This is a genomic window from Pseudomonas sp. MN1F (assembly GCF_009391885.1).
Lineage (GTDB): Bacteria > Pseudomonadota > Gammaproteobacteria > Pseudomonadales > Pseudomonadaceae > Aquipseudomonas.
Window position 1 is genome coordinate 17,546 of record NZ_VZII01000035.1, and the last position, 20,567, is coordinate 38,112.

Sequence of the window (20,567 nt, forward strand, 5' to 3'; positions counted from 1 at the left end):
TGTCGTCCGTCTGCCTGGCTGATCAACCCTCCCTGGCATCCAGCACTCAGGGAACCACCTATAAGGAAAGGCTGGTTGGAAATTGACCTATGGGCTTGCTTTCTCTAGAATCGCCGATCTCTTAAAAAGGGGGCCATTCCGGCCCGTAGTCGACAAACCAGGTAACAACGCCATGAAACGTACTTTCCAACCAAGCACCATCAAGCGCGCTCGCACCCACGGCTTCCGTGCCCGTATGGCTACCAAGAACGGCCGCGCTGTTCTGTCGCGTCGTCGTGCCAAAGGCCGTAAGCGTCTGGCCATTTGATTTTTCGGCACAGGTGGTGAGTCAGGACTTCAGTCGGGAAAAGCGACTGCTTACACCCCGGCACTTCAAAGCGGTCTTCGACTCCCCAACCGGCAAGGTTCCAGGGAAAAACCTGCTGATCCTTGCTCGCGAGAACGGCCTGGATCACCCGCGCCTCGGCCTGGTGATCGGCAAGAAGAGCGTCAAGCTCGCCGTTCAACGCAACCGCCTCAAGCGCTTGATGCGCGATTCCTTCCGGCTCAACCAGCAAATGCTGGGTGGCCTGGATATAGTGATCGTCGCGCGCAAGGGATTGGGTGAGATAGAAAACCCGGAATTGCACCAACACTTTGGCAAGCTCTGGAAACGCCTGGCGCGCAGCCGGCCAACTCCAGCGGCTAACGCCGATTCCGCAGGGGTAGACAGTCAAAATGCGTAAACTGGCCCTCGTTCCGATCCAGTTTTACCGTTACGCCATCAGTCCCCTGATGGCCAATCACTGTCGTTTCTACCCCAGTTGCTCCTGTTACGCTCTTGAAGCCATTGAAAACCATGGCCTCTTGCGTGGCGGGTGGCTAGCCGTTCGTCGCCTGGGGCGTTGTCATCCGTGGAACGACGGCGGTTTCGATCCCGTTCCCCCCGCTCCTTCCTCCCGAACTTCTTCGATAGCCGAGTAATCATGGATATTAAACGCACGATCCTGATCGTCGCCCTGGCAATCGTGTCCTACGTCATGGTCCTCAAGTGGAACGAGGACTACGGCCAGGCTGCCCTGCCGACTCAGAATACTGCTGCCAGCACTGTTGCCCCGGCCTTGCCGGATGGTGTGCCGGCCGGTACCGCCAGCGCCGATGTGCCAAGCGCCAATGCTGAATCCAGCCCCGCCGAACTGGCTCCGGCTGCAGTCAGCAAGGATCTGATCCGGATCAAGACCGATGTTCTGGAACTCGCTATCGATCCGGTCGGTGGTGACATCGTCCAGCTGAACCTGCCGAAGTACCCACGCCGTCAGGACCATCCGGACATTCCGTTCCAACTGTTCGACAACGGTGGCGAACGCATCTACCTGGCACAAAGCGGCCTGACCGGCGCCAACGGTCCGGATGCCCGTTCGTCGGGTCGCCCGCTGTACGCTGCCGAGCAGAAGAGCTACCAGCTGGCCGACGGCCAGGAACAACTGGTGGTTGACCTGAAGTTCAGCGACAACGGCGTCAACTACATCAAGCGCTTCAGCTTCAAGCGAGGTGAATACGACCTGACCGTCAGCTACCTGATCGACAACCAGAGCGGCCAGGCCTGGAACGGCAACATGTTTGCCCAGCTCAAGCGTGACGCCAGCTCCGACCCGTCGTCGAGCACTGCCACCGGCACCGCCACGTACCTGGGCGCCGCCATGTGGACTGCCTCCGAGCCTTACAAAAAGGTCTCGATGAAGGACATCGACAAAGGTAGTTTGAAAGAAAATGTGTCCGGCGGCTGGGTTGCCTGGCTGCAGCACTACTTCGTGACCGCCTGGATTCCGGCCAAGTCGGACAACAATGTTGTCCAGACCCGCAAGGACAGCCAGGGCAACTACATCATCGGCTACACCGGCCCGGCGCTCAGCGTTCCGGCTGGCGGCAAGGTCGAAACCAGCGCCATGCTGTATGCCGGTCCGAAGATCCAGTCCAAGCTGAAAGAGTTGTCCCCAGGTCTGGAACTGACCGTCGACTACGGCTTCCTGTGGTTCATTGCCCAGCCGATCTTCTGGCTGCTGCAACATATCCACAGCCTGCTGGGTAACTGGGGCTGGTCGATCATCGTGCTGACCATGCTCATCAAGGGCCTGTTCTTCCCGTTGTCGGCTGCCAGCTACCGCTCGATGGCGCGCATGCGTGCCGTGGCACCGAAGCTCGCCGCACTGAAGGAACGCTTTGGTGACGATCGCCAGAAGATGTCCCAGGCGATGATGGAGCTGTACAAGAAAGAGAAGATCAACCCGCTGGGCGGCTGCTTGCCGATCCTGGTGCAGATGCCGGTGTTCCTGTCCCTGTACTGGGTACTGCTGGAAAGCGTCGAGATGCGTCAGGCCCCATGGATGCTGTGGATTACTGACCTGTCGATCAAGGATCCGTTCTTCATCCTGCCGATCATCATGGGCGCCACCATGTTCATCCAGCAGCGTCTGAACCCGACTCCACCGGATCCGATGCAGGCCAAGGTGATGAAAATGATGCCGATCATCTTCACCTTCTTCTTCCTGTGGTTCCCAGCGGGTCTGGTGCTGTACTGGGTTGTGAACAACTGCCTGTCGATCACTCAGCAGTGGTACATCACCCGCCGTATCGAAGCAGCCACCAAAAAAGCTGCTGCTTGACGGGCTACTGCGCTAGCCTGTGAATAAAAACGCCCCCTCGGGGGCGTTTTTGCTATCTGTCGTTTTTGTCGTAGAGGCTTTCGAGCATGAACACTGTGCGTGAAACCATCGCCGCCATTGCCACCGCCCAGGGCCGCGGGGGTGTGGGCATCGTCAAGCTGTCCGGGCCGCTGGCGAGCCAGGCTGGCCAACTGATCACCGGTCGTACCCTGACGCCACGCCACGCCCACTACGGGCCGTTCCGTGACGAGGAAGGCCTGGTGCTGGATGAAGGCATCGCGCTGTTCTTTCCAGGCCCCAACTCGTTTACCGGCGAGGATGTGTTGGAGTTGCAGGGCCATGGTGGCCCGGTGGTGCTCGACATGCTGCTGCAGCGCTGTGTACAAGTCGGCTGCCGCCTGGCCCGCCCAGGTGAATTCAGTGAGCGTGCGTTTCTCAACGACAAGCTCGACCTGGCCCAGGCCGAAGCCATCGCCGACCTGATCGAGGCGAGCTCCAGCCAAGCTGCACGCAATGCCTTGCGCTCGCTGCAGGGGGAATTCTCCAAACGTGTGCACAGCCTGACAGAGGCGCTGATTGCCCTGCGCATCTACGTCGAGGCCGCGATCGACTTCCCTGAAGAAGAAATCGACTTCCTTGCCGATGGCCATGTGTTGTCGATGCTCGATGCTGTCCGTGCCGAGTTATCCACCGTGCAACGCGAGGCCGGGCAGGGCGCCTTGTTGCGTGACGGCATGACGGTGGTCATCGCCGGCCGGCCGAATGCCGGCAAGTCCAGCTTGCTGAACCAGCTGGCGGGGCGTGAGGCGGCCATCGTCACCGACATCGCCGGCACCACCCGGGATATCCTGCGCGAACATATCCACATAGACGGCATGCCGCTGCACGTGGTCGATACTGCCGGCCTGCGGGATACCGACGACCATGTGGAAAAGATTGGCGTGCAACGCGCGCTGAAGGCCATAGGCGAGGCCGACCGGGTACTGTTGGTGGTCGATTCCACCGCACCCGAGGCCAGTGACCCGTTTGCCTTGTGGCCCGAGTTTCTCGATCAGCGGCCGGACCCGGCCAAAGTCACGCTGATTCGCAACAAAGCCGACCTCAGCGGTGAGCGGGTAGGGTTGGAACAGTGCGATGACGGTCACGTAACCATTACCCTGAGCGCCAAGGGGGGCGATCACGGGCTACAACTGCTGCGTGATCACCTCAAGGCCTGCATGGGTTATGAACAGACCGCCGAGAGCGGTTTCAGCGCCCGCCGGCGCCACCTGGATGCCTTGCGCCAGGCCAGTTCGCACCTGGAGCATGGCCGCGCACAGCTGACCCTGGCTGGCGCGGGCGAACTGCTGGCCGAAGACCTGCGTCAGGCGCAGCAGGCGTTGGGCGAGATCACCGGCGCGTTCAGTTCCGACGACCTGCTGGGGCGGATCTTCTCCAGTTTCTGCATCGGCAAGTAGTCCACAGCTCGGCAAATCCAAGGCCGCTCCTTCGGGAGCGGCTTTTTTTTGCCTGCGATTTATCCACTCGTCGGATCTTTCGACACCCACGCCGGCCCCTGTAGGAGCGGCTTTAGCCGCGAAGAGGCCAGTACAGGGTTACATAAAATCATCCACAGGCACGATTTCATGTTCAGGAGCCCTGTGGAAAACCCACCTTCAGCCCTCTTGATAAGCAGGCTTTTTTTCTGAGGAAAAATCCGCCTGTGGGTAAACCATCATTTAATCCACAGGCTAAAGGACGTTATCCATAACCCTCATGGTGGGTAAGCCACAGGGTTCAATTTCGCTGTAAACCATACAGATAAAGGGCTGCAGAACGTTATCCACAGGACAGGCTGAGCATAAGAATAAACATAAAAACAAAGCTTTTATAAAATTTTCTTCTTTGATTTCTGTTGTCTGCCATTCATCCACAGACTGGTCAAAATTTGCTCAGACGGTTCCTTTAGAGGGGGTGAAGTCCCTATACTTGTCGGCTTACCTTCTCTATTCGCAAAAACAGGCACGAGGTGCGTGGTGGATTTCCCTTCCCGTTTTGAAGTGATCGTCATCGGCGGCGGCCATGCCGGTACCGAGGCTGCGCTTGCGTCAGCACGCATGGGTGTGAAAACCCTGCTGTTGACCCATAACGTGGAAACCCTCGGTCACATGAGCTGCAACCCGGCAATTGGTGGCATCGGCAAGAGCCATCTGGTCAAAGAGATCGATGCACTCGGCGGCGCCATGGCGCTGGCCACCGACAAGAGCGGCATCCAGTTCCGCATCCTGAACAACCGCAAGGGCCCGGCCGTACGCGCCACCCGTGCGCAGGCCGACCGCGCCATCTACAAGGCAGTGGTACGCGAGATCCTGGAAAACCAGCCGAACCTGTGGATATTCCAGCAGTCCTGCGACGACCTGATCGTCGAACAGGACCAGGTCAAAGGCGTGGTGACCCAGATGGGCCTGCGCTTCTTCGCCGAATCCGTGGTGCTGACCACCGGTACTTTCCTCGGTGGGCTTATCCACATCGGCCTGCAAAATCATTCCGGCGGTCGCGCTGGTGATCCGCCGTCGATTGCCCTGGCTCACCGCATGCGCGAATTGCCGCTGCGCGTCGGTCGCCTGAAAACCGGTACGCCGCCGCGTATCGATGGGCGTTCCGTGGACTTCTCGGTCATGACCGAGCAACCAGGCGACACGCCGATCCCGGTGATGTCGTTCATGGGCAACGCCGACATGCACCCGCGCCAGGTGAGCTGCTGGATTACCCACACCAACGCCCGCACCCACGAGATCATTGCCTCGAACCTTGACCGTTCACCGATGTACTCCGGTGTGATCGAAGGTGTCGGCCCGCGCTATTGCCCGTCGATCGAAGACAAGATCCACCGCTTCGCCGACAAGGAAAGCCACCAGGTATTCATCGAGCCGGAAGGCCTGACCACCCACGAGCTGTACCCCAACGGTATTTCCACTTCGCTGCCGTTCGATGTGCAGCTGGAGCTGGTGCGTTCGATCCGCGGTATGGAAAATGCCCACATCGTTCGCCCGGGTTACGCCATCGAGTACGACTACTTCGACCCGCGCGACCTGAAGTACAGCCTCGAGACCAAAGTCATCGGCGGCCTGTTCTTCGCCGGCCAGATCAACGGCACCACCGGCTACGAAGAAGCCGGCGCCCAGGGCCTGCTGGCCGGGACCAACGCCGCGCTGCGTGCTCAGGGCCGTGAAAGCTGGTGCCCGCGCCGCGACGAGGCGTACATCGGCGTACTGGTCGACGACCTGATTACCCTGGGAACCCAGGAGCCGTACCGCATGTTCACTTCGCGTGCCGAGTACCGGCTGATCCTGCGCGAAGACAACGCTGATCTGCGCCTGACCGAGAAAGGTCGCGAGCTCGGCCTGATCGACGACGATCGCTGGGCCGCCTTCTGCGCCAAGCGCGACGGTATCGAGCGCGAAGAGCAGCGCCTGAAATCGACTTGGGTGCGCCCGAACACCGAGCAAGGGCAAGCCATTGTGGATAAGTTCGGCACCCCGCTGAGCCACGAGTACAGCCTGCTCAACCTGCTGGCCCGGCCAGAGATCGACTATGCCGGCTTGATCGAAGCGACAGGTGGTGCAGAGATTGATCCACAGGTCGCCGAGCAGGTCGAGATCAAGACCAAGTACGCCGGTTACATTGATCGCCAGCAGGACGAGATCGCCCGCCTGCGCGCCAGCGAAGACACGCGCCTGCCTGTGGATATCGACTACACCACGATTTCCGGGCTGTCGAAGGAAATCCAGGGCAAGCTCGGCCAGACGCGCCCGGAGACTCTGGGCCAGGCTTCGCGTATCCCCGGCGTTACCCCGGCGGCGATTTCCCTGTTGCTGATTCATCTGAAAAAACGCGGCGCAGGCCGCGAATTGGAGCAAAGCGCTTGAGTTCCCTGGTCACCCCGCAACACGCCGAAGAGTTGTCCACAGGTGCGCGCCAGCTCGGTGTCGAGCTGAGCGCCGAGCAGCACGAAAAGCTGTTGGGCTACCTGGCCCTGTTGATCAAATGGAACAAAGCCTACAACCTCACTGCCGTGCGCGATCCGGACGAGATGGTTTCCCGCCATCTGCTGGACAGCCTCAGCGTCATGTCGTTTATCCACAGCGAGCGTAACAACTGGCTGGATGTTGGCAGCGGCGGTGGCATGCCCGGCATCCCTTTGGCTATCCTGCATCCGCACAAGCAGGTGACGGTGCTGGACGCCAATGGCAAGAAGACGCGCTTCCTGACCCAGGTGAAAATGGAACTGAAACTGGACAACCTCACGGTTATCCACAGCCGGGTCGAAGCCTTCCAGCCGTCGCTACCGTTCAGCGGAATCATCTCTCGCGCCTTCAGCAGCATGGAGAACTTCACCAACTGGACCCGCCATCTGGGCGACACCGGGACGCAATGGCTTGCAATGAAGGGGCTGCATCCTGCCGATGAACTGGTAGCATTGCCCGCAGACTTCACAGTGGAAAGCGAGCAGGCCCTGACCGTTCCAGGTTGCCAGGGCCAGCGCCATCTGCTGATACTGCGCCGCAAGGCTTGATTGGGAACACACGCAACAATGGCTAAGGTATTCGCAATCGCGAACCAGAAAGGTGGTGTCGGCAAGACCACCACCTGTATCAACCTCGCAGCATCGCTGGCCGCGACCAAGCGTCGTGTGCTGCTGATCGACCTCGATCCGCAGGGCAACGCGACCATGGGCAGCGGTGTGGACAAACACGAACTCGAGCATTCGGTCTATGACCTGCTGATCGGGGAATGCGACCTTGCCCAGGCCATGCACTACTCCGAGCACGGCGCCTACCAGCTGCTGCCAGCCAACCGCGACCTGACCGCCGCGGAAGTGGTGCTGCTGGAAATGCAGGTCAAGGAGAGCCGCCTGCGCAACGCGTTGGCGCCGATTCGCGAAAACTACGATTTCATCCTCATCGACTGCCCGCCGTCGCTGTCGATGCTGACGCTCAACGCGCTGGTCGCCTCCGATGGCGTGATCATCCCGATGCAGTGCGAGTACTACGCGCTGGAAGGCCTCAGCGACCTTGTGGATAACATCAAGCGCATCGCTGCCCGGTTGAACCCGCAACTGAAGATCGAAGGCCTGCTGCGGACCATGTACGACCCGCGCCTGAGCCTCAACAACGATGTTTCGGCGCAGCTCAAGGAACACTTCGGCGAGCAGCTGTACGACACGGTCATTCCGCGCAACATCCGCCTGGCCGAGGCACCGAGCTTCGGCATGCCGGCGCTGGCCTACGACAAGCAATCGCGTGGCGCACTGGCCTATCTGGCCCTGGCCGGGGAACTGGTACGCCGTCAACGCCGTCAATCACGCACTGCACAAACAACTTAAGGAATCCGCATGGCCGTTAAGAAACGGGGTCTCGGACGTGGGTTGGATGCACTGCTCAGTGGTCCTTCCGTCAGCGCGCTCGAAGAGCAGGCTGTGAAGATCGACCAGAAAGAACTGCAACACCTGCCCGTCGAACTGATCCAGCGCGGCAAGTACCAGCCGCGCCGCGACATGGACCCCGAGGCACTGGAAGAACTCGCGCACTCGATTCGCAACCATGGGGTGATGCAGCCGATCGTGGTCCGCCCGATCGACGGTAGCCGCTACGAGATCATCGCCGGTGAGCGCCGCTGGCGCGCCACCCAGCAAGCCGGTCTCGACACCATCCCGGCGATGGTGCGTGAAGTGCCGGATGAAGCCGCCATCGCCATGGCGCTGATCGAGAACATTCAGCGCGAAGACCTCAACCCGCTGGAAGAAGCCCTGGCCCTGCAGCGCCTGCAGCAGGAGTTCGAGCTGACCCAGCAGCAGGTGGCCGATGCCGTGGGCAAGTCGCGGGTGACCGTGGCCAACTTGCTGCGCCTGATCTCGCTGCCTGAGGCAATCAAGACCATGCTCGCCCACGGCGACCTGGAAATGGGCCACGCCCGCGCATTGCTCGGCCTCGAGGAAGATCGTCAGGAAGAGGGGGCGCGTCATGTTGTCGCACGTGGGCTCACCGTGCGCCAAACCGAGGCACTGGTCCGCCAGTGGCTCAATGGCAAGCCTGAGCCGGTCGAACCGAGCAAACCTGATCCGGACATCGCACGCCTTGAACAGCGGCTCGCAGAGCGCCTGGGCTCTGCCGTGCAGATACGCCACGGCAACAAGGGAAAAGGCCAGTTGGTTATTCGCTACAACTCGCTTGACGAGTTGCAAGGCGTGCTTGCTCACATCCGCTGAAACAATTCCCGTTGTAGCGTGCAGTCGGAAATCACTACCGAATAGTTGAATAGGGGTTAATCCACCCCTATACTCTGCGCGCATTTTGTCGGCACAAATTATGCCAAGTCATAACTGACTTGTTGGTCGACTTCCGAGGAGCAGTTGTGATGGAAATCCGCACGCCAAACCGCCTGCCTTTCCATCGCTGGGCGGTTTTTCCGGTACTGCTGGCTCAATTCGTCGTACTACTGCTGGCAACCTTGGTGTTGTGGCAGTGGAAAGGGGCGGTCAGTGGATATTCAGGCCTTTGCGGAGGTTTGATTGCCTGGCTGCCCAATGTGTATTTCGCCTGGAAGGCTTTTCGCTTCAGCGGAGCTCGGGCGGCACAAGCTATCGTCAAGTCGTTTTACGCGGGCGAAGCAGGCAAGATGATTTTGACGGCAGTGCTTTTTGCACTGACCTTCGCAGGAGTGAAGCCACTGGCGCCGTTAGCAGTATTCGGCGTCTTCGTGTTGACCCTTTTGGTCAGCTGGTTCGCGCCCCTGCTGATGAATAAAAGACTTTCGAGACCTTAGGGCGTTTGAGGCAACCATGGCAGCAGAAACCGCTTCGGGCTATATCCAGCACCACTTGCAGAACCTGACCTACGGTCAACTACCAGACGGCAGCTGGGGCTTTGCCCATTCGGCTGCAGAAGCCAAGGCAATGGGCTTCTGGGCGTTCCACCTGGACACCCTGGGTTGGTCCGTCGCGCTGGGTCTGATCTTCCTGTTCATCTTCCGCATGGCGGCCAAGAAGGCGACTTCCGGCCAACCAGGCGGCCTGCAGAACTTCGTGGAAGTGATGGTGGACTTCGTCCACGGCAGCGTGAAGGACTCCTTCCACGGCCGTAGCCCGGTAATCGCTCCGCTGGCGCTGACCATCTTCGTCTGGGTGTTCCTGATGAACGCCATCGACCTGGTACCGGTCGACTGGATTCCTCAGCTGGCCATGAAGATCTCCGGTGATCCGCACATTCCGTTCCGTGCCGTGTCGACCACCGACCCGAACGCGACCCTGGCCATGGCCTTCTGCGTGTTCGCCCTGATCATCTTCTACAGCATCAAGGTCAAGGGCCTGGGCGGCTTCATCGGTGAGCTCACCCTGCACCCGTTCGGCAGCAAGAACATCTTCGTTCAGATCCTGCTGATCCCGGTGAACTTCCTGCTGGAATTCGTCACCCTGATCGCCAAGCCGATCTCGCTGGCACTGCGTCTTTTCGGCAACATGTACGCCGGCGAGCTGGTGTTCATCCTGATCGCCGTGATGTTCGGCGCCGGCATCCTCTGGCTGAGCGGCCTGGGTATCGTGCTGCAGTGGGCGTGGGCTGTGTTCCACATCCTGATCATCACGCTGCAAGCTTTCATCTTCATGATGCTGACCATCGTCTACCTGTCGATGGCTCATGAAGATAACCATTAAGACCGCCTGGCGTGTCTTGTAGCCTTCCCCGCTCGTTTGGGGGGAGGGCTTTAAAAGTCCGCAAGGGCAGCTGTACCAAACGATTTGTTTTACCGCTTCAACTTAAAAACCTAACCAATACGACGTAAAAGTCGGGAGGAAAGATGGAAACTGTAGTTGGTCTGACCGCTATCGCTGTTGCTCTGCTGATCGGCCTGGGTGCTCTGGGTACCGCCATTGGTTTCGGCCTGCTGGGCGGCAAATTCCTGGAAGGCGCTGCTCGTCAACCAGAAATGGTTCCGATGCTGCAGGTCAAAATGTTCATCGTTGCCGGCCTGCTCGACGCCGTAACCATGATCGGTGTTGGTATCGCTCTGTTCTTCACCTTCGCGAATCCGTTCGTTGGTCAGATCGCCGGCTAATCACTCGTAACCACGAGTTGATGGCTGTGATGAATTAAGACCGAGCGAGGTGTTGGCGTGAACATTAATGCAACCCTGATTGGCCAATCCGTTGCCTTCCTGATTTTTGTACTCTTCTGCATGAAGTACGTATGGCCTCCGGTCATCACTGCTCTGCAAGAGCGTCAAAAGAAGATTGCCGACGGCTTGGACGCTGCCAACCGCGCAGCTCGCGACCTGGAGCTGGCCCAAGAGAAAGTGGGTCAGCAACTGCGTGAAGCTAAAGCACAGGCAGCCGAAATCATTGAGCAAAGCAAGAAACGCGCTGCTCAGCTTGTCGAGGAAGCCCGTGACCAGGCCCGCGTCGAAGCTGACCGTGTGAAGGCTCAGGCTCTGGCCGAGATCGAACAGGAACTGAACAGCGCGAAAGACGCCCTGCGTGCCCAAGTGGGTGCCCTGGCTGTTGGCGGTGCTGAAAAGATCCTTGGCGCCACAATCGATCAAAACGCGCATGCGGAGCTGGTTAACAAACTGGCCGCTGAAATTTAAGCGAGGGCGATCATGGCAGAACTGACCACGTTGGCCCGACCTTACGCTAAGGCTGCCTTTGAGCATGCCCAGGCCCATCAGCAACTGGCCAATTGGTCAGCCATGCTCGGCCTGGCTGCTGCGGTGTCGCAAGACGACACCATGCAGCGCCTGCTCAAGGCCCCGCGACTGACGAGCGCAGAAAAGGCCGCCACGTTCATTGACGTGTGCGGTGACAAGTTCAATGCACAGGCACAGAATTTCATTCATGTTGCCGCGGAAAACGACCGTCTCCTGCTTCTGCCGGAGATTGCCGCCCTGTTCGACCTGTACAAGGCCGAGCAAGAGAAATCCGTGGACGTGGAAGTCACCAGTGCCTTCGCGTTGAACCAAGAACAGCAAGACAAACTCGCCAAGGTTCTCAGTGCACGGCTAGGCCAGGAAGTTCGCCTGCACGCGTCGGAGGATGCCAGCCTGATTGGCGGCGTCGTCATCCGCGCTGGTGACCTGGTAATCGATGGCTCTGTTCGCGGCAAGATCGCGAAACTGGCCGAAGCATTGAAATCTTGAGTTTGAAGGGGCAGCAGAGCAATGCAGCAACTCAATCCTTCCGAAATTAGTGAAATCATCAAGGGCCGCATCGACAACCTCGATGTGAGCTCCCAAGCCCGTAACGAAGGTACCGTTGTTTCGGTATCCGACGGTATCGTGCGGATCCACGGTCTGGCCGACGTCATGTACGGCGAAATGATCGAGTTCCCTGGCAGCGTATTCGGCATGGCCCTGAACCTGGAGCAAGACTCCGTAGGTGCAGTGATCCTGGGTGCCTATGACACCCTCGCCGAAGGCATGAGCGCCAAGTGCACCGGCCGCATCCTGGAAGTTCCGGTTGGTAAGGAACTGCTGGGTCGCGTCGTTGACGCACTGGGCAACCCGATCGACGGCAAAGGTCCTCTGGGCAACACCCAGACCGACGCGGTCGAGAAAGTAGCTCCAGGCGTGATCTGGCGTAAGTCGGTAGACCAGCCTGTACAGACTGGCTACAAGTCCGTCGACGCCATGATCCCTGTCGGCCGTGGCCAGCGTGAGCTGATCATCGGTGACCGTCAGATCGGCAAGACCGCCATGGCCATCGACGCCATCATCAACCAGAAAGACTCCGGTATTTTCTGTGTTTATGTTGCAGTCGGCCAGAAGCGTTCCACCGTTGCCAACATCGTTCGCAAGCTGGAAGAAGCCGGCGCCCTGGCCAACACCATCGTGGTCGTTGCCAGTGCTTCGGAATCCGCCGCACTGCAGTTCCTGGCGCCTTACGCCGGCTGCACCATGGGCGAGTTCTTCCGTGACCGCGGTGAAGACGCCCTGATCGTTTACGATGACCTGTCCAAGCAGGCCGTTGCCTACCGTCAGATCTCCCTGCTGCTGCGTCGTCCACCAGGACGTGAAGCGTACCCAGGTGACGTGTTCTATCTCCACTCCCGCCTGCTGGAGCGTGCATCGCGCGTTTCGGAAGAGTACGTCGAGAAGTTCACCAATGGCGCAGTCACTGGCAAGACCGGTTCCCTGACCGCCCTGCCGATCATCGAAACCCAGGCTGGCGACGTTTCCGCGTTCGTTCCGACCAACGTGATTTCCATCACCGACGGTCAGATCTTCCTGGAATCGGCCATGTTCAACTCGGGCATCCGCCCTGCAGTGAACGCCGGTGTTTCGGTATCCCGCGTAGGTGGTGCCGCTCAGACCAAGATCATCAAGAAGCTGTCCGGTGGTATTCGTACCGCTCTGGCTCAGTACCGTGAACTGGCTGCATTCGCCCAGTTCGCTTCCGATCTGGACGAAGCGACCCGCAAGCAGCTGGAGCATGGTCAGCGCGTAACCGAGCTGATGAAGCAGAAGCAGTACGCGCCAATGTCCATCGCGGACATGGCCCTGTCGCTGTACGCCGCTGAGCGTGGTTTCCTGACTGACGTGGAAGTCTCCAAGGTCGGTAGCTTCGAGCAAGCACTGATCGCCTACTTCAACCGTGATCACGCCGAACTGATGGCGAAGATCAACGTGAAGGGTGACTTCAACGACGAAATCGACGCTGGCATGAAAGCCGGTATCGAGAAGTTCAAGGCCACCCAGACCTGGTAAGCCGCAGCGGGGGCTCCGGCCCCCGCTTGCTAACCTGATAGGTGATACATGGCAGGCGCAAAAGAGATTCGCAGTAAGATTGCGAGCATCAAAAGCACGCAAAAAATTACCAGCGCCATGGAGAAAGTGGCGGTCAGCAAGATGCGCAAGGCACAAATGCGCATGGCTGCTAGCCGTCCTTACGCGGAGCGTATCCGCCAGGTGATCGGTCATCTGGCCAACGCCAACCCGGAATACCGCCACCCGTTCATGATCGAGCGCCCTGTAAAGCGCGCCGGTTATATCGTGGTGAGCAGTGACCGTGGTCTGTGCGGTGGCTTGAACACCAACCTGTTCAAGGCCCTGGTCAAGGACATGAACGAAAACCGCGAACAGGGCGTTGAAATCGACCTGTGCGTGATCGGCAGCAAGGGTGCGACTTTCTTCCGCATCTTTGGCGGCAACGTCGTAGCTGCGATCAGCCACCTGGGCGAAGAGCCATCGATCAACGATCTGATCGGCTCCGTCAAAGTGATGCTGGACGCCTACCTGGACGGCCGTATCGATCGCCTTTCGGTGGTTTCGAACAAGTTCATCAACACCATGACCCAAAAACCGACGGTCGAGCAATTGGTACCGTTGGTGGCAACCCCGGATCAGGATCTCAAGCATCACTGGGATTACCTGTATGAACCCGACGCAAAAGAGCTGCTGGACGGCTTGATGGTGCGTTACGTGGAGTCGCAGGTATACCAGGCGGTGGTCGAGAACAACGCTGCTGAACAAGCGGCCCGGATGATCGCCATGAAGAACGCCACAGACAACGCCGGTGATTTGATCAAAGAGCTGCAATTGATCTACAACAAGGCGCGTCAGGCTGCGATCACCCAGGAGATCTCGGAAATCGTCGGCGGCGCTGCCGCGGTTTAACGGTTCAAAAATTCAGAGGATCCAGCTATGAGTAGCGGACGTATCGTTCAAATCATCGGCGCCGTCATCGACGTGGAATTCCCACGTGACGTCGTACCGAGTGTTTACAACGCGCTGAAAGTACAAGGCGCGGAAACCACTCTCGAAGTTCAGCAGCAGCTGGGCGACGGTGTGGTTCGTACCATTGCGATGGGCTCGACCGAAGGCCTGAAGCGCGGTCTGGATGTCATCGACACCGGCGCTGCCATTTCCGTTCCAGTTGGTAAGGCCACCCTGGGCCGTATCATGGACGTACTGGGCAACCCGATCGACGAAGCCGGCCCGATCGGCGAAGAAGAGCGTCGCGGTATCCACCAACCAGCGCCTTCGTTCGCTGACCAGGCAGGCGGCAACGACCTGCTGGAAACCGGCATCAAGGTTATCGACCTGGTTTGCCCGTTCGCCAAGGGTGGTAAGGTTGGTCTGTTCGGTGGTGCCGGTGTTGGCAAGACCGTAAACATGATGGAACTGATCCGTAACATCGCCATGGAACACAGCGGTTACTCCGTGTTCGCTGGTGTGGGTGAGCGTACTCGTGAGGGTAACGACTTCTACCACGAGATGAAGGACTCCAACGTTCTCGACAAGGTAGCGCTGGTCTACGGTCAGATGAACGAGCCACCAGGAAACCGTCTGCGCGTAGCGCTGACCGGCCTGACCATGGCTGAGAAGTTCCGTGACGAAGGTAACGACGTTCTGCTGTTCGTCGACAACATCTATCGTTACACCCTGGCCGGTACCGAAGTATCCGCACTGCTGGGCCGTATGCCTTCGGCAGTAGGTTACCAGCCGACCCTGGCCGAAGAGATGGGCGTTCTGCAAGAGCGTATCACTTCGACCAAAGAAGGTTCGATCACCTCCGTTCAGGCCGTATACGTACCTGCGGACGACCTGACCGACCCGTCGCCAGCGACCACCTTCGCCCACCTGGACGCCACCGTCGTTCTGTCCCGTGACATCGCCTCCCTGGGTATCTACCCAGCGGTCGACCCACTGGACTCGACTTCGCGCCAGCTGGACCCGAACGTGATCGGCAACGAACACTACGACACCGCTCGTGGCGTTCAGTATGTTCTGCAGCGCTACAAAGAGCTGAAGGACATCATCGCGATCCTGGGTATGGACGAGCTGTCCGAAAGCGACAAGCAACTGGTAGCCCGCGCTCGTAAGATCCAGCGCTTCCTGTCGCAGCCGTTCTTCGTGGCCGAAGTCTTCACCGGTTCGCCAGGCAAGTACGTTTCCCTGAAAGACACCATCGCTGGCTTCAGCGGCATCCTCAAAGGTGACTACGACCACCTGCCAGAACAAGCGTTCTACATGGTCGGCAGCATCGACGAAGCGATCGAGAAAGCCAAGAAACTGTAATCCCGGCGCCCCGCAAGGGGCGCTAATCAGGTTGAGGCAAGCAGATGGCTATGACAGTCCATTGCGATATCGTCAGCGCGGAAGGAGAAATCTTCTCCGGCCTGGTCGAGATGGTAGTAGCGCACGGCAACCTGGGCGATCTTGGTATCGCTCCAGGCCACGCCCCGCTGATCACCAATCTCAAGCCTGGTCCGATCACGCTGACCAAGCAAGGCGGCGATCGTGAGGTGTTCTACATCTCCGGTGGCTTCCTCGAAGTGCAGCCGAACATGGTCAAGGTTCTTGCCGACACCGTGCAGCGCGCTGCCGACCTGGACGAAGCTCAGGCTCAGGAAGCCCTCAAGGCTGCTGAGAACGCCCTGAACGCGAAAAGCTCGGACTTCGACTACGGTGCTGCTGCCGCACGTCTGGCCGAGGCTGCAGCTCAGCTGCGTACCGTCCAGCAAATGCGCAAAGGCAAGTAATCCGGTTCAGGCCGCATTCTTCCGTTGCGATTGAGTTAAAGGGTAGCCTCGGCTACCCTTTTTCTTTTTCTGAATTCCCCGCTTCGGTCATCCCTGACCGCCCAGGATTGGTAGCCAGTCAATGTCCCTTGATATCGTTATTCTCGCCGCCGGCCAAGGCACCCGCATGCGTTCGGCGCTGCCCAAGGTACTGCACCCGGTAGCCGGCAATTCCATGCTCGGCCACGTTATCCACAGTGCGCGCCAGCTTCAGCCCCAAGGCATTCACGTGGTCATCGGCCACGGTGCGGAGCTGGTGCGTGAGCGTTTGGCCGCCGCCGACCTGAACTTCGTCATGCAGGACAAGCAGCTGGGGACCGGCCACGCCGTTGCGCAGGCATTGCCGGCAATCACTGCCGACACCGTGCTGGTGCTTTATGGCGATGTACCACTGATCGAAGTGCAAACCCTGCAGCGTCTGCTGGCCAAGGTCAGCGACAAGCAGTTGGGCCTGCTCACCGTCACCCTGCAAGACCCGACCGGTTATGGCCGCATCGTGCGTGATGCAGAAGGCCAGGTGACCGCCATCGTCGAGCACAAGGACGCCAGCGAAGCGCAGAAGGCGATCAAGGAAGGCAACACCGGTATCCTGGCCATGCCAGCCGCGCGACTGGCCGACTGGATGGGCCGGTTGTCGAACAACAATGCTCAGGGCGAGTACTACCTCACTGACGTCATCGCCATGGCGGTGGCCGATGGGCTGGTGGTCGCCACCGAACAGCCGCACGATCCGATGGAAGTGCAGGGCGCCAATGACCGTCGCCAGCTGTCAGAGCTCGAGCGCCATTACCAGCTGCGCGAAGGCCGTCGGCTGATGGCCCAGGGGGTCACCTTGCGCGACCCTGCGCGCTTCGATGTACGTGGCGAAGTGAGCGTTGGTCGCGATGTGCTGATCGACATCAACGTTATCCTGGAAGGCAAGGTTGTCATCGAGGACGACGTGCAGATCGGCCCGAACTGCGTGATCAAAGACAGCACCCTGCGCAAGGGCGCGATCATCAAGGCCAACACTCACCTGGAGGGTGCGGTGATGGGCGAGGGCAGCGATGCCGGCCCGTTCGCCCGCCTGCGCCCGGGCAGCGTGCTGGAAGCCAAGGCCCATGTGGGTAACTTCGTCGAACTGAAAAATGCCCACCTGGGTGAAGGCGCCAAGGCCGGCCACCTGACCTACCTGGGTGATGCAGAGATCGGTGCACGTACCAACATCGGCGCCGGTACCATCACCTGCAACTACGATGGCGCCAACAAGTTCAAGACCGTGATGGGTGAGGACGTGTTCATCGGCTCCAACAACTCGCTGGTGGCGCCTGTGGAAATCAAGGCGGGTGCCACGACGGCTGCCGGTTCAACCATCACCCAGGCTGTCGAAGCAGGCGATCTGGCGGTGGCACGTGCGCGTCAGCGCAACATCTCGGGCTGGAAGCGGCCGGAGAAGATCAAGAAGAGCTGAGTTATACACAGCTGTTTCTATCGAAAGCCGACTTATGTGAATAAGTCGGCTTTTTTTATGCGCATGCCGGGGGTCAGGAATTTTTATCCACATCTTGACGAACCGTCCATCTTAGGTTTTGATTGCAACCATTATCTTTCGAATCGAAACTTAACAGCCAATGTCGAAACGAAATACCCCCCAGCGCCGTCACAACATCCTGGCCCTGCTCAGCGAGCAAGGGGAGGTGAGCGTGGACGCCTTGGCCAAGCGTTTCGAAACGTCGGAAGTGACCATTCGCAAGGACCTTGCCGCGCTGGAGGCCAACGGCCTGCTGCTGCGCCGTTACGGCGGTGCAGTGCCGGTACCGCAGGAAATGCTCAGTGAACCTGCGCAACCGGTCTCTGCCTACAAGAAAGCTATTGCCCGTGCAGCGGTCGGGCGTATTCGCGAGCATGCGCGGATCATCATCGACAGCGGCAGCACTACCGCCGCCATGATCCCGGAACTGGGCCGCCAGCCCGGTCTGGTGGTGATGACCAACTCGTTGAATGTGGCCCGCGCCATCAGCGAGATCGAGCACGAACCGGTGTTGCTGATGACCGGTGGCACCTGGGACCCGCATTCGGAGTCGTTCCAGGGTCAGGTCGCCGAGCAGGTACTACGCTCTTACGATTTCGATCAGCTGTTCATCGGTGCCGACGGCATCGACCTGCAGCGAGGCACCACCACCTTCAATGAGCTGCTTGGCCTGAGCCGAGTGATGGCCGAGGTCGCCCGCGAAGTGATCGTGATGGTCGAGTCCGACAAGGTCGGGCGCAAGATCCCCAATCTCGAGCTGCCCTGGGGCAGCGTGCACACCCTTATTACAGACGAACGCCTGCCCGCAGCGGCACGCGAACAGATTCAAGCCCGCGGCATCAACCTGATCTGCGCCGCGATCAGCCAGGAGCAATAACCATGTGTGGAATCGTTGGTGCCGTAGCCGAGCGCAACATCACTGCCATTCTCATCGAAGGCCTCAAGCGTCTTGAGTACCGTGGGTACGACAGTGCCGGCCTGGCCATCTACACCCAGCAGGGCGAACTGCAGCGCCGCCGCCGTATCGGCAAGGTCGCCGAGCTGGAAGCCGCTGTTGCTGCCGAACCGCTGAACGGTCAGCTGGGCATCGCCCACACCCGTTGGGCCACCCACGGTGCGCCGACCGAGGGCAACGCCCACCCGCATTTCTCCGCTAGCGAAGTGGCTGTTGTGCACAACGGCATCATCGAGAATCACGAAGAACTGCGTGAAGAGCTCAAAGGCTTGGGCTACGTCTTCACCTCGCAGACCGATACCGAAGTCATCGTGCACCTGATCCACCATACCCTGAAGACCATTCCGGACCTGGCCGATGCGCTGAAATCTGCGGTCAAGCGCCTGCACGGTGCCTATGGCCTGGCGCTGATCAGCGTGCTACAGCCTGACCGCCTGGTCGCCGCGCGCAGCGGTAGCCCGCTGGTGATCGGCCTGGGCCATGGCGAAAACTTCCTGGCTTCCGACCAACTGGCCCTGCGCCAGGTCACCGACCGTTTCATGTACCTGGAAGAGGGCGATATCGCCGAGATCCGCCGTGACCAGGTGAAGATCTGGGACCAGGCCGGCAAACCGGTGCAGCGTGAAACCGTGCAATACCATGAAGGTGCCGAAGCCGCCGACAAGGGCGCCTATCGCCACTTCATGCTCAAAGAGATCCACGAGCAGCCGACCGTGGTCCAGCGCACCCTTGAAGGCCGCCTGGGCAAAGACCATGTGATGGTCCAGGCTTTCGGCCCACAGGCTGCCGAGCTGTTTGCCAAAGTGCGCAACGTGCAGATTGTCGCCTGCGGTACCAGCTACCACGCCGGCATGGTTGCTCGTTACTGGCTGGAAAGCCTGGCTGGCATTCCGTGCCAGGTCGAAGTGGCCAGCGAGTTCCGTTATCGCAAGGTAGTGGTGCAGCCAGATACCCTGTTCGTCTCGATCTCCCAGTCCGGTGAAACTGCCGACACCCTGGCCGCCCTGCGCAACGCCAAGGAACTGGGCTTCCTCGGTAGCCTGGCCATCTGCAACGTCGGTATCAGCTCGCTGGTCCGTGAGTCCGACCTGACCCTGCTGACCCTGGCCGGCCCGGAAATCGGCGTGGCTTCGACCAAGGCCTTCACCACCCAGCTGGTCTCGCTGATGCTGCTGACCCTGGCCCTGGGCCAGGTGCGTGGCACCCTCGAAGCGGGCGTCGAAGCTGGGCTGGTTGAAGAGCTGCGCCGCCTGCCAGCGCGCCTGGGCGAGGCGCTGGCCATGGACAGCACCGTGGAGAAAACCGCCGAGCTGTTCGCCGACAAGCACCACACCCTGTTCCTCGGCCGTGGTGCACAGTACCCGGTGGCAATGGAAGGTGCGCTGAAGCTCAAGGAAATCTCCTACATCCACGCCGAAGCCTACCCGGCCGGCGAGCTCAAGCACGGCCCGCTGGCGCTTGTGGATAACGACATGCCTGTCGTGACCGTGGCGCCGAACAACGAACTGCTGGAGAAGCTCAAGTCCAACCTGCAGGAAGTGCGTGCCCGCGGTGGCGAGCTGGTAGTGTTCGCTGACGAGAACGCCGGTATGAGCAACGGCGAAGGCACCCACGTGATCAAGGTGCCGCACATCGTCGACGAGCTGGCGCCGATCCTCTACACCATTCCGCTGCAGCTGCTGTCGTACTACGTGGCAGTGCTCAAGGGTACTGACGTCGACCAGCCGCGTAACCTGGCGAAGTCGGTGACTGTGGAATAAGCGTTTGTTCTTCGGAAAAGCGATTGGCTTTGAACAATAAAGTTCGACACAACGCGTAAACCCCCGTAACTACGGGGGTTTTCCGTTTTTGGGTCATACCGTTGGTCCAGCTCAACCGCGTCGCTTTTCCGCGAGAGTAGTCTAGATAAG

General features: G+C 59.7%; 21 protein-coding genes. All 21 read left to right on the forward strand.

Going from position 1 to position 20,567, the window contains the following annotated elements; all coding sequences use genetic code 11:
- Positions 1–172 precede the first annotated feature (172 nt).
- The 21 genes from rpmH to glmS all read left to right on the forward strand — a co-directional run bounded on the left by rpmH (position 173) and on the right by glmS (position 20,417).
- Positions 173–307, forward strand: a complete 135-nt coding sequence (gene rpmH, locus F6X59_RS17410) for a 50S ribosomal protein L34 (RefSeq protein ID WP_003253163.1) — start codon at positions 173–175, stop codon at positions 305–307.
- A 13-nt stretch (positions 308–320) separates the two neighbouring features.
- Positions 321–725: a ribonuclease P protein component gene (rnpA, locus tag F6X59_RS17415; RefSeq protein WP_079230262.1), complete on the forward strand. Its 405-nt coding sequence runs from the start codon at positions 321–323 to the stop codon at positions 723–725.
- Positions 718–963 (forward strand): membrane protein insertion efficiency factor YidD, encoded by a 246-nt coding sequence (gene yidD, locus F6X59_RS17420; RefSeq protein WP_079230263.1) that lies wholly within the window; start codon positions 718–720, stop codon positions 961–963. Before rnpA ends, yidD begins: the two co-directional genes overlap by 8 nt.
- Positions 964–965: 2 nt before the next feature.
- Entirely contained in the window at positions 966–2,642 is a 1,677-nt protein-coding gene (yidC, locus tag F6X59_RS17425; RefSeq protein ID WP_152957285.1) for a membrane protein insertase YidC, read from the forward strand.
- A gap of 86 nt (positions 2,643–2,728) precedes the next feature.
- Positions 2,729–4,099 carry a tRNA uridine-5-carboxymethylaminomethyl(34) synthesis GTPase MnmE gene (gene mnmE / locus F6X59_RS17430; protein ID WP_152957286.1) on the forward strand — a complete coding sequence of 457 codons (1,371 nt, stop codon included), beginning with the start codon at positions 2,729–2,731 and terminating at the stop codon, positions 4,097–4,099.
- A 558-nt stretch (positions 4,100–4,657) separates the two neighbouring features.
- Positions 4,658–6,550: a tRNA uridine-5-carboxymethylaminomethyl(34) synthesis enzyme MnmG gene (gene mnmG / locus F6X59_RS17435; protein WP_346652390.1), complete on the forward strand. Its 1,893-nt coding sequence runs from the start codon at positions 4,658–4,660 to the stop codon at positions 6,548–6,550.
- The gene (gene rsmG / locus F6X59_RS17440) at positions 6,547–7,197 is read left to right on the forward strand and encodes a 16S rRNA (guanine(527)-N(7))-methyltransferase RsmG (protein WP_152957287.1); all 651 of its coding nucleotides are present in this window, start codon (positions 6,547–6,549) and stop codon (positions 7,195–7,197) included. Before mnmG ends, rsmG begins: the two co-directional genes overlap by 4 nt.
- A gap of 18 nt (positions 7,198–7,215) precedes the next feature.
- Positions 7,216–8,007, forward strand: a complete 792-nt coding sequence (locus F6X59_RS17445; RefSeq protein ID WP_060507762.1) for a ParA family protein — start codon at positions 7,216–7,218, stop codon at positions 8,005–8,007.
- A gap of 9 nt (positions 8,008–8,016) precedes the next feature.
- Entirely contained in the window at positions 8,017–8,889 is an 873-nt protein-coding gene (locus tag F6X59_RS17450; protein WP_085676552.1) for a ParB/RepB/Spo0J family partition protein, read from the forward strand.
- A 149-nt stretch (positions 8,890–9,038) separates the two neighbouring features.
- On the forward strand, positions 9,039–9,446 hold the full coding sequence (locus tag F6X59_RS17455) for a F0F1 ATP synthase subunit I (protein ID WP_008092225.1): 408 nt from the start codon (positions 9,039–9,041) through the stop codon (positions 9,444–9,446).
- 16 nt (positions 9,447–9,462) lie between these two features.
- The gene (gene atpB / locus F6X59_RS17460; RefSeq protein WP_152957288.1) at positions 9,463–10,332 is read left to right on the forward strand and encodes a F0F1 ATP synthase subunit A; all 870 of its coding nucleotides are present in this window, start codon (positions 9,463–9,465) and stop codon (positions 10,330–10,332) included.
- A 143-nt stretch (positions 10,333–10,475) separates the two neighbouring features.
- Positions 10,476–10,733, forward strand: coding sequence for a F0F1 ATP synthase subunit C (gene atpE / locus F6X59_RS17465; RefSeq protein WP_003097235.1), 258 nt, complete (start codon positions 10,476–10,478; stop codon positions 10,731–10,733).
- Between the two features lie 57 nt (positions 10,734–10,790).
- Positions 10,791–11,261, forward strand: coding sequence for a F0F1 ATP synthase subunit B (locus F6X59_RS17470; protein WP_027917106.1), 471 nt, complete (start codon positions 10,791–10,793; stop codon positions 11,259–11,261).
- A 12-nt stretch (positions 11,262–11,273) separates the two neighbouring features.
- Positions 11,274–11,810: a F0F1 ATP synthase subunit delta gene (locus tag F6X59_RS17475; RefSeq protein ID WP_003253191.1), complete on the forward strand. Its 537-nt coding sequence runs from the start codon at positions 11,274–11,276 to the stop codon at positions 11,808–11,810.
- Between the two features lie 21 nt (positions 11,811–11,831).
- On the forward strand, positions 11,832–13,376 hold the full coding sequence (atpA, locus tag F6X59_RS17480; protein ID WP_085676550.1) for a F0F1 ATP synthase subunit alpha: 1,545 nt from the start codon (positions 11,832–11,834) through the stop codon (positions 13,374–13,376).
- Positions 13,377–13,424: 48 nt separating this feature from the next.
- A complete protein-coding gene (gene atpG, locus F6X59_RS17485; protein ID WP_013974905.1) occupies positions 13,425–14,285 on the forward strand; it encodes a F0F1 ATP synthase subunit gamma in 861 nt (286 codons plus the stop codon).
- 27 nt (positions 14,286–14,312) lie between these two features.
- Positions 14,313–15,689, forward strand: coding sequence for a F0F1 ATP synthase subunit beta (atpD, locus tag F6X59_RS17490; protein WP_152957289.1), 1,377 nt, complete (start codon positions 14,313–14,315; stop codon positions 15,687–15,689).
- Positions 15,690–15,733: 44 nt separating this feature from the next.
- A complete protein-coding gene (locus F6X59_RS17495; RefSeq protein ID WP_033695933.1) occupies positions 15,734–16,153 on the forward strand; it encodes a F0F1 ATP synthase subunit epsilon in 420 nt (139 codons plus the stop codon).
- Between the two features lie 121 nt (positions 16,154–16,274).
- Entirely contained in the window at positions 16,275–17,642 is a 1,368-nt protein-coding gene (glmU, locus tag F6X59_RS17500) for a bifunctional UDP-N-acetylglucosamine diphosphorylase/glucosamine-1-phosphate N-acetyltransferase GlmU (RefSeq protein WP_152957290.1), read from the forward strand.
- 160 nt (positions 17,643–17,802) lie between these two features.
- Complete coding sequence (locus F6X59_RS17505) at positions 17,803–18,579, forward strand: DeoR/GlpR family DNA-binding transcription regulator (RefSeq protein ID WP_054884856.1); 777 nt, start codon at positions 17,803–17,805, stop codon at positions 18,577–18,579.
- A 2-nt stretch (positions 18,580–18,581) separates the two neighbouring features.
- Positions 18,582–20,417: a glutamine--fructose-6-phosphate transaminase (isomerizing) gene (gene glmS / locus F6X59_RS17510; RefSeq protein WP_152957291.1), complete on the forward strand. Its 1,836-nt coding sequence runs from the start codon at positions 18,582–18,584 to the stop codon at positions 20,415–20,417.
- Positions 20,418–20,567 lie beyond the last annotated feature (150 nt).